This window comes from Anaerobiospirillum succiniciproducens DSM 6400, assembly GCF_000482845.1.
GTDB classification, from domain to species: Bacteria; Pseudomonadota; Gammaproteobacteria; order Enterobacterales; family Succinivibrionaceae; genus Anaerobiospirillum; species Anaerobiospirillum succiniciproducens.
In genome coordinates this window covers 1-17101 of record NZ_AXWV01000079.1, presented here as the reverse complement: position 1 = coordinate 17101, position 17101 = coordinate 1, and the positions used below count along the sequence as shown (strand labels likewise).

Annotated in this window: 6 protein-coding genes; 1 reads left to right on the top strand and 5 read right to left on the bottom strand. The window is 43.9% G+C overall.

The genetic code is table 11. From position 1 onward, the window contains the following. The 4 genes from H524_RS0110070 to H524_RS16715 all read right to left on the bottom strand — a co-directional run. Positions 1-2157 (bottom strand): hypothetical protein (locus tag H524_RS0110070; protein WP_027940124.1); only part of this gene is annotated, 2157 nt, incomplete at its 3' end. Positions 2158-2996: 839 nt separating this feature from the next. Then, positions 2997-4646 (bottom strand): methyl-accepting chemotaxis protein, encoded by a 1650-nt coding sequence (locus H524_RS16720; protein WP_052339045.1) that lies wholly within the window; start codon positions 4644-4646, stop codon positions 2997-2999. Positions 4647-6558: 1912 nt separating this feature from the next. Continuing rightward, the gene (gltS, locus tag H524_RS0110060) at positions 6559-7779 is read right to left on the bottom strand and encodes a sodium/glutamate symporter (RefSeq protein WP_027940123.1); all 1221 of its coding nucleotides are present in this window, start codon (positions 7777-7779) and stop codon (positions 6559-6561) included. A gap of 2044 nt (positions 7780-9823) precedes the next feature. Next, on the bottom strand, positions 9824-10549 hold the full coding sequence (locus H524_RS16715; RefSeq protein WP_027940122.1) for a hypothetical protein: 726 nt from the start codon (positions 10547-10549) through the stop codon (positions 9824-9826). Positions 10550-12741: 2192 nt separating this feature from the next. Here H524_RS16715 and H524_RS0110030 point away from each other — a divergent pair. Then, entirely contained in the window at positions 12742-13974 is a 1233-nt protein-coding gene (locus H524_RS0110030; RefSeq protein WP_027940120.1) for a hypothetical protein, read from the top strand. Between the two features lie 1075 nt (positions 13975-15049). Here H524_RS0110030 and H524_RS0110015 read toward each other — a convergent pair. After that, entirely contained in the window at positions 15050-15937 is an 888-nt protein-coding gene (locus H524_RS0110015) for a 3'-5' exonuclease (protein WP_027940119.1), read from the bottom strand. Positions 15938-17101: the final 1164 nt, after the last annotated feature.

Sequence of the window (17101 nt, the reverse complement as noted above, 5' to 3'; positions counted from 1 at the left end):
CTCGTAGCCGTTGGTTACGCCTGCAACTACACCACCAGCACCACCTAAGCCCATCTGTGGCTTGGTCTCAGGTGTATTAGACAGCTTGATGTCAAAGAGGCCCTTAAAGCCAGTGTCTTCACGGAACTGCTTGAACTTTTCAAGAGTCATAGAGATGGCATTGCCACTCTTGTCGAGTAAGCTAATCTGTGCATCGGTAGTGCCCTGAACAGCATTCTTGTCGTACTTATCAGTGATTAAGGTAGAATCAGCGGCCTTAACAACCATGTCAGAGCTCAGGATTAACTTACCTGCATTGGTAATTGAGGCACCGTTTGCACCCAGGCTTAAAGTTGTAACACCCTTGGCATCAACTGTACCGCCACTAATAACTAACTTACCATCGCTATCGGTAGTTAAGCCAGTTGAAATAGTCAGGGTAGTACCCGAGTTGTTGACATTAGCTGTACCAGAAGTAACAGTTAAGGTCTTAACGCCCCAATTACCCTTATTTACATTAAGAGTACCAGCAGATGCTGCCTCACCTAAAGTAATGCTTTCGAGCTCTAAAGCCTTACCTGTGCCGTTAAGAGTCAGACTTGCATCATTCTGAAGAGTGAGTCCCTTGTTGCTCTTGACTGTAATATCTTCAGCGATCTCAAGATTGACCTTCTTCACGGTAAAACCACTTTCATTTTTACCGAGATCTAGTTTATTGAACGATAAAGTTACGCCTGCATTTGCAGCGGCACCAGATATTGCATCAGCTGCTACAAACTTAGCATTTTCAGTTTTAACCTTAAGATCACCAGCACCGCCAAGTTTAGCGGACATATCACCAGATTCAGTCAAAATACCAGCATCTGTCTGCAAATTAATAGGATCAGTAGCTGCCTTAATTACGATGGTTCCAGAAGTGCTCGCTTTGGACTGAACTTTACCTGCTAAGAACCCCTTAAAAACAGCTGCTGACATGTTTGCAGTACCGCCGCTAACGACCTTCAGAGCTGCATTATCACCACCTACTTCAAGTGCGTTTGAGAGATCTTTATCGTCTAGCTCGAAATTAGCAGTACCTGCGATAACCATTGCACCACTGTTTGTAATTTTGGAGCCAGCTTTAAAGGTAGTCTGACCTTTAAAAGTAATTACCTTAGCAGCATCGTTATTGTTGGTTACAGTGCTGCCGCTTTCTGCAGTAAAACCATCGGCAATAGTTATAGTGCCGTCATTGACTACTGCTGAACCATCTTTAGCTGCAACAGCGCCATTCATGGTAAGAGTACCGCTGTTAGTTAGTTCACCTGCGAAATCGATAGAAGCCGCAGTGATACCTGCTGCACTACCATTATCTACAGAGATTGTACCGCCTTTAATATTGAGCTTACCTGTACTTGATAAGGTGCTTACATCATCAGCATTACTAGCCGTACCTAAAGCAATAGAGCCACTCTCAACAGTTATAGAGCCAGCAGTTAATGCTGCGCCACCAGAAACATTTACTGTAGCACCTTCTTTAACAGTTAATGCTGTTGCTGATATGGATGAGTGCTTAGCAAGATTTATAGTTGAAGTCTTAGCGGCTTCACCAGCACCAAAAGTCACATTTGCTGCTGTAACAGTAGTAGCTAGATCAGCATTTTTAGCATCAGCAACAAGATCTAATGCGCCTTCAGTAACAGTCAGATTTTTTAATGTTACATTAGTTTTAGCAGCAGGTGTTGCAGTAGGACTACCAGCTGTACCTGCCTCACCAACTGTAAGTTTAGCTGCTGATGCTTCAATAACTAAAGCAGTATTACCAAGATTTACATTAGGCTTAGCTGGTTGAGCTGTAGCGTCAGCACCAGCAGCGACACCTTTAATGGTATGTGCATCGCCAGCAGTAATCTTAATCTCTAGAGCTTTAGCACTTTCTGCTCTGTTTGCTCCACCAGTAAGCTCAAGTTTCTTATACTGGCCATCAGTTGCACCATCACCGGCTACAACAGCCTTTTCAGGTGTAGTGTCAGCAGTCAGAGCTGTGTTATCAAATTTTTCTATCGGACCAGCAGCCTGGGCCTGACCAGCAGCTAAGGCGGCAGCAGCGATAGCTGCGACCATTGCGATGTTGGCGTTCTTGAAGATAGCGCGGTATTGAGCCATTAAGAACTTAATGGCGTTGTTGGTTTGCTTCATTGTGAAAGCTAATTATCTAAATTGAGTTATCAGATGAGCTCTGCATTGGCTGCAGTAGCTTTTGGCTTACGCGTGACTTGTTTGCGGTATAAGCGAGCCGTCTTGGTTTGATGCGACTGGTATTAGCATGCTTGCCTTAGATGGGATTGCGCGTTGCGTGAGTATGAGCCTGTCTTTTGGCTGCTAGCAACGTGCTTATGCTTTATGTGTCTTAAAACAACGTCTCTTTAGTCTGCTGTGCGTATGTAATGGGTCAAGGCATGGCTATCACGCAAAATGCTGCTTAGAGCAGACAATATTAGCTATGCTGCTTGAGGCGGGATTACAGTTCACATTTGATTAAAGAGATAGCAGTGAAGGTACTGCTTTTTGAAATGCGTTGTGCTGAAGACTTTTTAGTGCAGCTGTGAAAACTGCATGAGGAGTTTGCTTGATTAGCAAGTGCATACATCTATATGACAAGACTACCGAGTAAGCCTGAATCATTTAGATGAGCGGATTATACCACCGGATGCTTAAATTGAGTTAAGTCATATGACATAACTGCGAAGCCATGATCTACCTCGCACAAATATTGAGCTTTAACGGCAGTTTAATACTCATTTTAGTTAGTTTGTGGTTGTGGTTATGGTTGTTGGTAGATCTTAGTGGCTCTTGCACTGTTTCACGGGGTAATGTTTCTTAGGAGGTTGGTGCGTCCTCTTATGGTGCAGCGTGATTTGAGGCGGGCTGCTTTTCTTTGCTGTGATTATTCGTTGGGTATTGGGGATCAAAAAAGGGACTCAATGAGTCCCTTTTGGTAGGAGCCTGTTTTCTTGAGGCTCCATGAGGCTTGTATGTTAAAGGGTCTTGAAGAATGAGAGGCTCTCACGCAGGTTCTTCATTGACTTAACGGTATCGTCAATAATGACCTTAGCATCCTGGGCGTTCTGATTAACCTCTCGGGTAAGTCCTGAGATGCCATGGATGTGAGTAGAGATCTCGTTAGTTGCAGCACTCTGCTCTTCTGCAGCTGAAGCAATCTGAGTAATCTGCATGTTCACATTGTTAACGTGCTCAAGCATGTTACGCATGGTGGACTCAACCTCAGCAGTCTCTTCAGAGGTAGCTTCCATATTGGTAACTGACTGATTAATGGAGCGTACAGCAGTAGCTGCATCCATCTGAATACCCTGAACCATGTCTGCAATCTCTTTAGTAGATGCAGAGGTGCGGGATGCAAGGGCACGAACTTCATCAGCTACCACGGCAAAGCCACGACCTGCCTCACCGGCACGAGCAGCCTCAATGGCGGCATTTAGAGCTAATAAGTTAGTCTGAGCGGCAATCTCTTCAATGGTATTAACGATGGAGTTAATGTCCATAGAGCGCTTAGCTACCTTATCAACAGCCTCAGAGTTAGCTCTAATCTCTTCACTTTGCTTACGAATAGAGCTGATGGTGGCATTAATACGTTCTACACCCTCATCAATAATGGCCTTGGTGCTATGAGAGAGGTTAGATGCATCTTCACAGTTATGAGCGATATCCTGCGTGGTAGAGAGCATCTGCTCAGATGCAGCTGACACGGTGATGGATTTACCTTCACAGTCAGCGATCTTATCGGTGATTATGCCTGTAGTCTCGATCACCTGACGCATAGCCTCTTGGGTATCTTCAGACTTTTTCTTAACTTCATTTAACGCAGTACGTAGATCTGCACGCATGGACTCAATGTACTGCAAGATCTTGCCAAAGTCGTCCTTGAAGTATTTGTCTACCTTAAAGGTGAAGTCACCATGGCTCATCTTAGAAATGTAATTATCTAAGTGGAAGATAGTACGGCCTAAGAAAAAGTTGGTCATGTAAGCGAAGATACCGCCGATAAAAGCGCCAATGAGAGGCACAATTAAGCTAATGTAAGCTAAGGTTGGATCAGAACCTTGTCTTGCTAAAGATACTACGAGCCTGGTCTGAAGCCTAGCTGCATCAGCAGTGTACTGCAGCGCATTCATCACCTCAGGACGATAGACACGTAGATACTTAATTAAAGCTACGTTACGAGTGCTGCTCTCGACAAGGGTTCTAATCTCCTTATGATAATCAGCAAGCTTAACGCCCTCTTTCTTATAGTCAGCGATGATACGTTCGTATTCAGGGCTTGAGTCTAAATCACCCACTTTCTTTGGGTTCATAATATTGGCTGCTTCCACAACCTTACGAATGGCAGCGCCTGCCTCGTCTAAATACTTGCTAGTGTCTGCAGGAGTAACCTTTTCAGCCGATAAATAACTGATGGTAATACGATCGTACTTTTCCATGGCCTTTTGCAAGGTAGTAATACGACCGAAGGAGCGATTAACAATAGTCTCAATATGTTCCGATGCATTAATACTTTGCATGGTGCTTATAAAAGACATGCACGCACCGGAGATAATGATGATGATCAATAAGCCTGACACCAAAGTCAGTTTGACCTTTGTATTTAAGTCGTAGAACCAGTTAAACATATATCAGCCTCGAAATAGCGTTTGCTAAGACGATTCGCACTTGATGCAATGCCGCAAATACAAACAATCTAGCCGCTATGTGCGCTAAAGTGCCATCTAACACTACTAGTCACATAAAGAAAAAATACAGTGCAACCAAACAAAAGAGTTAAGAGCATTTAGGTAATAAACTTGGAAGCTTAGGTAACACAAAATGCATCTTGATTAATATGATGTAGATAACTTACACCTGCCTCGAGAAACCAAGCTGTAAGAACATGCAAAATCCCAAGCATCGCTTGAGAGAGTAACTATGTTCTTAATAGCTAAAGACAAGGCACGCTATTGCTTTAGTACTTGCAGACAGCACAGAAAAGATACAAATACAGCCACAAATCCTAAAACGCTTAATGACTTGTCTAATTCCGATAGAACAGGCTTACTTGATGTCGTGAAGTCGTTAGACTGATAATCACGGGCCAAATTTAGTGGCCTTATAAGCTGACATAAGGCAAGCTAGAACCACCTTGGTGACAGTCGGTTTTGCAAAGGTGCACATTAAAGCTAACACCCATGTCAATAAATCGCAAGTAATGCCTTTGAAGTCTATGATCTACATCGGAAACTAAATGCACTATATTGATTCATTCACCTTAGGGCGTAGATACAAAACAAACCTAAATGCAAACTAGCCTCGTGCGTTGATATACCGCTACTCGTCTAAAAATACGTCATAAACTATAGCCACAAAGCTGCTATCAAAAAGCTTAATTTTATCAATAATTTGCACCATTTAAAGACATTTTTATGCCCTCCTCGCAAGCCGTTTGATTGCATTAAAACCTTATGTTTCACCATGCATCCACGAGTGCATTTAAAGCCCTATAAAACCGAGCTTTTAGGCCTATTATCAAGGATTTGACCCTTTATTTCTTCACCCAAAACCAAGTGCCAACAAGCTCAGATTGACTATCGAAGTGTCCTAACAATGCAGTTGGTCAGTGCAATATGCGTTTTCTTGCGTTTTAGCCTGTTCTTCCTCGATCTTACCAACACATCATGAGTAGACTCACTATCAAGCTTACATAAGCGCTGCAGCAAAACCTTAATCACCTGATATAGACGTGATGGACACATGAGAGCTTTTTGCCACGTCTAACGCAACGAGTCGCCATAAATTTAATAGGCAGTCCTACCTCTTCACACTATCGTCCTGAGACCTCTCTTTCTTAGGTGCGGACGAGCTACTTCATGGCTCTTAACTGGTAAAAGGTTCAATAGCAACTGCCGATATAGCTTTATTTCGTGATAACCAGTTAGAACTAATCATATTACTCTGCTATAAGCCTTATGCTAGCAGCTTGCATAATTGCCTAGCCTCATGCAAATGGCCTGCATAGCCTCTTAACGCTCTTGTAGATAAATCCTTGATGACGCTCTTCACTATGGCTCATGCTCGATGCCTAATGCTCGACTTTGTGCTACATGTGGTTTATGTAGCCTTCAATGCGCCAATACCTGCGTATGGTATCCATTGCAGCAAACTATTTAAATGAACACCCTTAACTCATATCGGTATTGTGCCTAGACTGCATGGAGTAATGAACGGTCTTAGCTTGATTGCTCAGCACCGCGCTTCAACTGATTGTAAACTCCCCAATCCTACCCTGTGAGTCTGCTTAGGCGGGGCTTAAGTAGTCTAACCATACGACTGCATCTTATGCGCTGTGTAGTGGGAATTGCGCTTATCGTGGTGTTTCTTAGCTAGGCTTGGATTTTGAGAACGTTTGGATACCCTTGAGCCCTGGCTGGTAGTTGTGGCGCGATTTAGTGGGGATGAGCGGATTTTTTCGGGGTGTATAAACAACAAAGGAGCCTTGCGGCTCCCTTGTTTGCTGGCGTATCGCATGGTACGCCTAAGGTGCAGTCTTGATTAGAGGCTGCTTGGTAAGAATGCGAGGAAGAATGACAGAATGGCTGAGTTGGAGAAGTCGATGAACAGAGCACCAACTAAAGGCACTACGAAGAAGGCCTTTGGTGACTGGCCATTAGCACCGGTGAAGGTCTCCATGTTAGCCATAGCATTTGGTGTAGCACCCATACCGAAACCGCACTGACCGGTGGCAATAACAGCTGCATCGTAGTCCTTGCCCATGATACGGAAGGTGACATAGTATGCAAAGGCAGCCATGATAACGGTCTGAACAAGCAGAATGGTGATGAGAGGCAGAGCCAGAGCGGAGAGTTCCCACAGGTTCATAGTCATCAGAGCGATAGCTAAGAAGAGCTGCAGTGCGATACCACCGATTACGTTAATTGAGTGCAGTGGAATCTTGCGGCCGCTGAAGTCTAAGTAGTTACGGATAACAGCTGCAACCATCATTGGGCCTAAGTAGGAAGGGATGGTGATGTTTAAAGCTGAGAGGCCTAAGATGATGAAGTGGCCGATACCCATAGCGATGATGATGTAGCAAGTAGCACTAAAGAGTAAGTACTCGTCGATGTTCTTTTCTTCTTTGGTGAGCTTACCTTCAACCATATCTGGGTTTTCAACTACGTGGTTGATCTGATCGTCAGATGCACGTAAGTGATACTTAGCAAGTAAGCGCTTACCAACTGGACCACCAATCATACAGCCAGCTACTAAACCGAAAGTAGCAGAGGCGATGGATACGGAAAGGCCAGCCTCGAAACCGTGCTCAACGAGCAGCGGACCGAATGCAGCAGAAGTACCGTGACCACCAGTTAAGGAGATGGAACCTGCGGCTAAGCCCATGAAGAGGTTCTGGTCGAATAATGCTGCGATACCAACACCAACGAAATTCTGAACGAACACTAAGATGATGGAGCAGATTAAGAACATGAACACTGCATAACCACCGTTAAGCAGCATCTTTAAGGATGCAGCGAAACCAATGGTGGTGAAGAATGCCAGCATTAACAGGTTCTTAAGACTACTGTCGAAGGTAAATTCGAAAGTTTGTGTTACGTGACCAATGAGAGTAACGACGGAGAAGATGATACCGCCGATAACTGGGGCAGGAATGAAGAACTTCTTCAAGATGGTGAATACTTCCTTGATGTAGCGACCGAGCAGCAGGAGCACTACTGCGATGGCTAGGGTCTCTTCCATGCCGAATGTGTATGTAAACATTTAATCTACCTTCTTAGCAAACAAATCGAACAAGCTAAGCTGATGCAAACAATTGCCTAAGGGTCGACTCGGGTTAACTGTGCAACACGATAGTGGGCATTTACCTACTCTCATGCAGCTCAGTTAACCAAAGCCACAGCACACGAATACTTGCATATGAAAGGCTTTAAGACACTTGATGCAAATACTATTATGCCGACTAAATTATTGACCCTGAAATTTTAGGAACTACCTAAGTAGTACACACAATGAGTGGTCTAAGCTTAGCGGCCACACACGCCACTTAGTTAAGATTACTCATGGCTGCATCCTAAGGTAGAGAGTACCTTCACTTGTGATGCTGCCTGAAATTAATAGCACACTAGAGCTTTTGGCAAAATGCAGAGCACTTTGGTCTCTCAAGTACTATAGCAACAGATGCTTAAGGGGCTAATTGTTTTGCACAATGCTATACAGAGCTATTAGATGGGCTCTGTTGCTCGTGGGCTTTGGGTCGGACATACAGCCCAACAAAAGTGTCCACCTGCTTTCCATTAAACGCTTAAGCACTACAAGGCATAAGTACTGCCCTTTAATGACTCAAGGTGAAAACAAGCTAGCGTAAAACTTAGACACTTGCCAAAGAAGTTTTTCCTTTGCGCAAGATTAAGATCACCATAATCAATGATCTTGATCGTTCACAAATCCATGAAAAACGGTCATATATTACAGCATTAACGTATTTGAGCAAATATTAGAGTCACAAAGTACCCCAAAATTTTTACACATTTATGTAGATAAAGCCCATAGATCCGCCAATTTTGCGAAAAAACACGATAAATTTAACCAAAAGCACCCAAAAAAGGACCAAAATCACCCAGAATCATTAAAAAATGGCTGATATGCATTATTGACTACACCACCAACTTATCAAGTTACAAGCACCTATCTAGTGCAATTTCCAACCATCAAAAGCCAAAATAACCGTCATGTGCACCAATAAAGCACAAAACTCAAACGCAAGCAAAATTCTCACCTCAAAGCGCAGAGTATTCTCTCGCGACGGCACGAATCAGCCACAAAAATTCAGGCCAGCCAGCCATATTTTCAAAAGCCACACACTGCCTACCGATGCATACTCAAGACATGCCGTTCCATGGTATTGCTCTTCAAGTGTTGCCATGTCTTTCAAAGCAACTTTGTCGCTGTATAGCGGCTCGTACATCTTATTAACCATACAAAAGCAGATGGTTATGGCCTATCCCCTCTCTTAGCCACCGCGCCACAAGTAACTCTGTGAAGTATCTTTTCCGAAGCTTATTTAATGCTCGCTACAATTTGCTTATCATCGAAGATGGATACATTGCGATTCCGAACTTTACTCCAATGCGTATCTGCTGCCTCGGACTGCTAACTCTGAGGTAAATGTAGTACTTCTTTCTCACCCTCTCTTTAATGAATGTAGTCGCTAAACTGAGCATAACCACAGTACGGTTCTCAGCAGCGCCCCACTTCAAGTCAAGGAATGAAAGCCTATTCACACTTTAGAGGCTCTTAATAACATGAAATCATGACCGTTCACTAAGGAACAACAATAAGAGGACACGCTTTGTCTAATGCTGCAGAGGTTTGATCGCTGATCTCGTTGCTATGCGAGTAGCAGAGCATGCTGGCTCTGCTATACAGATTGGCATTAAGAGCTTTATGAACAGAGTGGTGTAAAAGCCGCTGTTGCGATACTTATGCGTTGCAATTTTGTGGATAGTTGTGATCAGAAAACTTGGAAGTGTGAACCTAAAACAGCGTGAATCTTGAGAACGCGTGTTCACTGGCATTCAGAAGAGAGATCATGCCATAATCTATGGATTGTAAGTAAGCCTGTAAGCTTGAGAGATGCTCGGGTTGGCAGCACAGTGTGTGGCTACTTAAGCTTGGTTTTGGAAAGTGCTGAGGATGACGACACTACTACTGCAGCAGCAACGACATGGTTAGCTCTGATCTTGCTGCAGTAGTGTGTATGCTAATGGATATTGAGGCGAAAACGATGGACTATGGCTCGTTAGTCTTAAGAGTCTATTGTGGCAATGACGTCGGTATCGGATTCGGTGTCGGCTTCATCAGCATCTAAAGCTAAGTTTAAGGCAAGCTTAGCTTTTCTTGAGGCCTCTCTACGCCAATAGTCGAGGTTCTTGTCTTTGTAGGTAAAGTACATTGGACCTTGATAGGCATTTGATGAGATCTTCATGTCTTCAGGCATGAATGTCCGTACAAAATTAGAGGTGCTGTACTTAATACCTTGGTATTCAACCTCATCGTCATTGGCGATCTTTACGGTCAGCTTGGTTGCGTCAAACACTACCTCATCACCTGCTTTAAGTCCAATCATGGAAAACTTGAAAGGTACTCGATAGCACATAGGTAGAGTACGCCAATCACCACCATCAAAGAGGCGGCCCTTGCTATAGAACTTAGCAGCCTCTTTAAGGTACTCAATCGCTTGCTGATTGGTCATCTTAATGAGAAAGCCCTGCTTCTCATCAAGCACATCATTCTTGTTTTGCTTGTGGTACTCAAACTTCATACCCATGTGGTTTGGGTTCTTAAAGTAGTTGCAAACACCAGTAACGTCTGCTACCTCAAGTGCACCCACAATGCTGTATTCGCCAAACATAGGAAAGGCGTCGAGCTCTTTGTCACCCGGCTTAAGCTGATGATCAGTTGCAATGATCTTAACTACGTTTTTCAAATCTTGTGTATGCAGGATGTAGAAATACTGCTTATTGTTTTCCATGAGGCCCACTCCTTTGAGAAACAGCAAAGCAAAAAGCTAAATAACGATGAGGTCTATCAATCGAGCATCAGTAGCTAAAGTATTGCAAGCAGTACCACTACTTGAATCAAATACCCCAAGCCAAACTGATCTCAAATACCTCGCTGAATCATAGCAGAGAATCTGTAGCTATGCGTGTGCGCATAGTCCCATTTGCAAGTACCTACTCTCGCGACTGCCCACCTTATTTTGCTCAAATCCTCTGCGCATCCTGCTCGCACCTGCCTTCAATCAAATTCAAAGATTATTTGACCCTGCATCATAAACTCAGCAAAATGATGCTCTCATGCCATCAAGCCCTGTATGCACGCTCAATGCGCAACGATCTTGCTAAGCATCATGCATTGCCTAAGTTAAGCTTATGCACGTATCTCTGCTTGCATAATACAGCTATAGCCGTTGCAGGGGCTGAGGCTATGGCTAGGAAAGATCTCGGACATGCAGCTCCTTGATTCTTAGTGGTTAGAGCCTGGCGTTTTAGATCGTAATTGGAGTTCCTGCTTGGTTGCTTGTTTGCTTGAGTGAGCAGAGCCAGTATGCCACTTCATTTTTCTGATCCATCTTGTTCTACGGGAGTGTCCGCTATTTTGAATGAGCCGCGAGGCAGTCTTGAATGTAGCTCTATATCTGTTGCTGGAGGCGCTTTATGGTGCAGGTGCTGGTGCTGTTTAGCGCCTAATTAGAGATCAATGGTGCAAAGTATACTGTTAGCTATGAGCGTAAAAGTGCTGGTGGCTGGTTTTGATGGTTTGCGGCGAAAATATGGCAAGTATTGTGTGGCAATAATTGAGCAATGATGGGTATGTTATCTAACGTAACCTCGGTGTTGTAAAGCTAAATGCCTGAAACTGTAGTGCAATTTGTCTACGTTTCTAGCTGTAGTGAACGGTGCTTATGCTCGAATAAAGTTGATGTTTATGGCATTTGCGAACAGAGCTGGGGTTTGCGAGTTAATTATTTTCAAATTTCGAGCTGGTTTCTATCAATTTCATATCTAGGAATCCGTTATTTAAAAAGGGTGCAGGATACTATTTGATCTCTGTCATGTAGCTCCTGACTCAAAAGAGATCTACAAACCTACATGCTAGTATTTGTTTAGCAAGGGTGGATCTGCTTAGCAACACTGTTGCTGCCATGCATATGAGGCTACTGCTCTGTAGAGTGCTGATGTTAAAGAGGCATTGGGCCGATGGCCGTGAGTTTGAGCTGAAACGCTATGGGCAATTGTTAATTGCCATGGCCTGGTTTCGTGCTTGCACTGCGGTGCGTATTGCTCATGCTCATGTTTATGCATGCAAATGATGCTGCTAATGCAGATGTAGAATGTTTTAGGCTTGTTCACAATGTCTGAGTACATGGAAGACTTTCATAGGCTTTTGCATTAAGTCATTGTTTCTCTCATCTAATGGAACAAATGTTTAGCTGAGCTTAATCATACTGACTCATAGCAAGACTAGATTTAGCTACTAGCTACTAGGCTTCAATGGCACTTAGTTGTTGCCTTGGTTTGATAGTGCTGCTTAGCACTTGAGAGCTGTTTATCTTGCGCTTGAGTGCTGAGTGCAAAGGTGCTCTAGGATTAGCCTTGGGCTTTGATGCCCATTGCTATGACTAGCTATGATGAGTTTGGCAAATAATATTGGCGCTGTAACCCTTATGTTGCTGACATAAGGGGTACATAAGTAAGTATTGTCTTTAGTACACCGCTAACCTTTTAGTATTTACATGGTGTGTAGATACTTTTTTGCTTCCTTGATGGTCATTGAGCACACTTAGATCTAGTCAATTGTGATTTTCACAGGTATGATGAGTAGCCGCAGTATTTTGTGGCAGTAAATACGATCCTGTGATCTTATTTAATACTCGATCATTACATCAGTGTGTACGACATGGTGATAGACAGCTAGTTTTGTGGGTGCGTTATGCGCAAAGAACAAGATATTAAGATCCGGTTAATACCCTTGCCCAGGGTATAGACAGACTCTAGTTCATCACAGTGTAAGTGAGACTGGATATTAGACGCTTGGCAGTATGGCTTTGCGGTTCTTCTAGCTTTTGCTATTTGCTTTTATCCACTTGAGCTTACAGACAATGGGTAGCCACTTTCAGTGCAATATTCCATGCCCACAACTTAGTACTCAAAGGGTATACACATGTCGTTTAAGGGAAGCAGAGATTACTTTAGATATCTGTTCGAGGAGCTTGGACAGATACGCTACGATTACCGCGTAGCTGTGCGCCGATCCCGTCGTTATTTTGATGGCCTCGTTATGGATGCTCTCTTCCTTGCTAGCCAAGGTGTTGAGAAGTACTCCAATAAACTAGCCAACGAAATCTCCTTTAACGATGTGCTGTTAAAACCTTTTGATATCTTCTATGAGGCTCTTGAAGAAGAAGAGCGCTTAGAGCAACTGTTAACTAGCCGTAAGCACATTGAACGTGAGCATAAACTCTTAATTGCTCTACCAAAAGATCTCTTAGATGATATTCTCACCGGCTTTTGCTGGCAGACCTATGCCTTAGGTCGACTCTGCAAGCACATGAACAATCTCATCCATAAGATCATCCTCTCCTTAGATGGCCGTAATGACTCAGCAACCCTAGCTTTATGCAATGACTTAAGAGCTACCTGTGGCTGCGTTAAAGATCTGCGCCGAGACATCTTAGATGCCCTTGACGGTATGTACTTTGACGTGACCGGCAACCGCTATCATGAAGAGAATCTCTGCCTTGAGATCCCTGAGTATGGTAATGAGCTCAAAGAGAGTAAAAAAGCCGCTCAAGCTGCCCAAGAGAACTGCAGCAAAAAGCACCCTAACCATATGCAAAATGGGAACGAGTGCGTGCTAAACAATGAAGACGGCTCCGAGTACGAGTTAGCACCATACGAAGGCCCTGAGGTAAGTAACTGCTTTATCTATGCTTTAGATATCTATCTTACCAATGAGATTCGTCAGGCCTTAGATAAGAACTCAGGCCACTACGGCTTTAGCAACGATGGTCGCCGTGTTTTCCGCGACGATGATCAGATCGAAGCTAAGTTTTTAAATAATCAAGAGAAGCTCTTAAAAGTAGTTAAGACTCGTCGTCTCTTGCGCATGTTCCGTACCTTCATCTACGTAATTCAGTCTTTCAAGTACGCCTTAGAGGCTGCTAGCGAAGGTGTTGAGCGCGTCAGAAGTGGTGAGCCACAGATTAGTGCTGACCATGACAAAGAGTTCTTTGACTACATTGGCAGCTATATGAGTGCTGTAGATAAGTACAAGCGTAAGGGTCGTCAAACTCCACCACTTACAGATGACGAGCTTATCGCCGCTACTCATACCGAACCGCAGCCATGCTCTACCACCAAAGCTGCAGCACTCCACGACCACCACCACAAATAATTAAGCCCAAAAGGCCCACCCCACAGCGGTTATCTAAAAATACCGCCGCATGCCCTACTCACCTAACTTGCGTAGGGCCACCCTCACCAAGCCAAGTTAAGCTAAGCCCTGCCACGCAAGACGAAGTAGCCCAGATCAAAGCAGCAAAGGCCAGCACCTGCACACAGGCCGCAACTAATTGCCCATTCTGAAATGTACCCATGTACTAAAAGAGGCACTAACCCATCCTCTATCCCGTGGCTGCTAAGAGAACCTGCCTACGAGCCACGTGATGGCACTCAAGGACGCTTCAGCTAGTCTGCACTGCAAGGCTATACAAGTAGCTATGTAAGCAGCAACTGCCAAGCTAGCTTACAAGTTCTCTAGCTAGAGTGCACGCGATCTGCTCATGGGTCATACTTCATGCGGTTAATTGATCTCAGGGCATTATAACTTTCTGATCTCTTTTGCGCCTACTCTGCCTTGCATTAAGCGCTAACACCAGAGCAAGGACAAGCACGAAATCACTTACCTTTAGTAGCTAGCCTGTAAAGGTTGATTCTAGCTGCAAGATACCGGCAAGTACCATTTGCTGCATATCTAACAATTGTAATAGCCATACCCATCCCCATAGCCAAACGCAAAACCAAATGCATAGAGCAGCTTAAACAGCTCCTCGCCAATGCAGATGCTACGCGTATTTTAAACGTATTTTAGGTTGTACTAGCTCTTTAGTTGCCATGGTCAGAGCTGAGTCCATTGCCACTACAATGCCTTTCTTATGGATTGCATGTGAGGCTGATAATAAGGCGGCTGAGCACTTCTTAAAGGCAATAAAAGACCCTGTGCTTTTCTATCACTGCTTACTCTAATCAGTGCCAGCTACGGCATTTTATACATGCTTGTAGGCCATGAAGGTGGCTAGCCTCAATGCCGTGAGATATTGTGGTCTATGACCTTGTCTGATGTAGCACAGGTAGCGGCGGCAAGGTATTGTTAAGCACAATGATGGCTGTGGTGCTTGTGGATGCTATGGGCCTTTTAGCAAAAAGCCCATCACGGGGACGGGCTTTTTGCATCGAATACGGCTTGCTAATTAGCTGCGGTAGCGGTCTTTTGCAGTCATGGAAGTGATGCGCACGTTACGGGTGGCATCGGAGTAAACTGACTGCAGGAAGTTAACCTGATTTTTTGCTTCCTCAGTACCGACTACATTGATGTACCAAACCTTTTCTGTACCATCGAAGCGGTAGCCATTTTGCTTGAGCTGATCTTTTACATCAAATGGAGCCTTAACTGCATCGATACGGAAAGTCTGGGTTAAGGAGCTATTGATGAGCTCTTCAAAAGCCTTTGGCATTAAGTGCATTAAATAGCACAGAGCTAAGCAATCATTGCAGGCACGGTGAGCTTCGTAGAAGTAGCCCATGCTCTGTACTAAGAACTCAAGCTTATAGCCGCCAAAGCCGTGATTTGACCAATTAATCTCTTTTGCTGAACATGCCCAAGCTGATCTTGAGGCTGGACCAAAGCGACGATCAAAGAATGGACGGTCAAACTTAGCATTATGCGCAACGATTAAAGGATTGCCAGCTACGAGGTTTAACACGAGCTCATCATCAAAGACCTGGCCTTTAACCATTTCATCAGTAATACCAGTAAGCTTGGTGATCTCCTCAGGAATAGGACGCTTTGGATCTTCATAAGCATCGTAGATACGATCGATAGATAACAGAATCTTACGATCTAAAGAGAAAGTACAACGCACTAGACCAAGCTCAATAACCTTGTCAGAGACAGCAGACATACCTGTAGTCTCAGTATCTAAGAAGACTACAGCACATACTCTCTCTTCAGGAGCTCTTGGAGTTAGTTGAATTGGTAGCAGCTCAACGACGTCTTCGCGTGTGATCGGGACTCGCTCGAGAAGTTTGAAGTCATTGGGATGATTTTTGATGTCTTCAAGTCTATCTAGAGGAAACATCTTATGTCCTTAAGCAATCATGCTCGCTAAAAGTCTAAGCTACCAACACTAGCAGCAAAGGTATATATGTTACAGATGAATTACATCTAAGATCTGTACACAAATTAATTATGTCTATGAGTTAAGTCAGGTGTAAAAGCCCTACTTTGCATCATAAGATTGCGTATTCTACACTTAACTTAGCGCATCTGTGCAAGTCTTATGCATCAATATCACTAGTTTAAAGCTATTATGCCCGCATACATATGATTATTCTACTAATCACATCAAAATAATATAATTTTTCTAAGCTTTCGCGAGGATCGTCAAACTTTGCCTCAATGCAAAGACCCCATCGCCAAAGCACGCCACGCTACGCCACGTCAAGTCACAACATCAGCTCTTAGATACAAGCACAGCTCCATGCATCAATACATCAATGCATCCACACTATGCCGTATGCAAGAAACGACCACGCACACAAAGAAAGCCAGGCACCAACATCAAAACGATTGACAGTCTTCAGAGCTTCAGAGCTTTAGTGCTCCAAAGTATTCACCGGCACACAATGAGTATAGTGGCATTTCAGCATCAAGCCCTGCAGCCCTGCAGTTTAGCCATACTCAACCTACGTACCGAAGGTATAAGGAAAATGCCGTACCTTGTGCCACGCAAACACTACACTGCAATTCACTCTGATGCTGACCTGATGCATCTAATGCTGCTGTATATGCAAGCATTAATAGCTAATAGCCAATCGCTAAGAGCTATTACTAGCTAAGCTGCTGCAACTGCCTATGATGCAGCCTATACAGCGTTTGCATTTTGGCTTTGGCAAGAGGCACTGTACCAATGGCCGTACTGCTTTTACGAGCCTATACCTTAAATGAGCAAGGCCTGCATACGTTAGCCAAGCAAAGCGTTTAAGGTCAGTAAGTATCTGATAAACAGAAAAGCTTCTCAGGCATTTAAGTGCTATATGAACCGTACGGCGTAAGCCTCGAGAGGTCGTTACCATCATCTGTGGCTTACCATAGTGGTCAGATGATTAAGGCGACCTAGTAGTACGTTTCATAAATACGGTAATTAAAAATTAAACATCTAACTCATCGAGTTTGTATCTCCATTTAGGAGCCACGGGAGCCTCATTTATTAAATCAATGTATGCCATTATGCGAGAAGATA